Here is a 297-nt window from a genome sequence, read left to right as displayed (position 1 = left end):
ACAGATTATATTTTCAGGAGGTATGAACATACTGCGCTGCTGGCGACCTATATCACTTTTAAGCGGCGGGCAGTGATACGGGAGCTGGGGAAAGTTTTTGGTTTGCCCAAGACAGAGATCGACAAACTGTCTTCGGGATATTTTGATCCCAAAAGCCTGGATGAGATGGAGAAGCTGGTTTTTCGCTACAGTTCTCTCATCGCCGGTTTTCCAAATTACCTGAGCGTACATTCCGGCGGAATTGCCATTTTACAGGAGCCCATTCACCAATATGCCGGTACCTTTTTGCCGCCCAAA

At 47.5% G+C, this 297-nt stretch carries 1 pseudogene; it reads left to right on the top strand.

From position 1 onward, the window contains the following. A pseudogene (locus HC176_RS18975) lies at window positions 1-297 on the top strand (DNA polymerase III subunit alpha); the annotation flags it as partial.

The organism is Tamlana crocina, from assembly GCF_012037625.1.
Note: the sequence above shows the minus strand (reverse complement) of the source record. Positions and strands in the feature narration are given on the sequence as shown.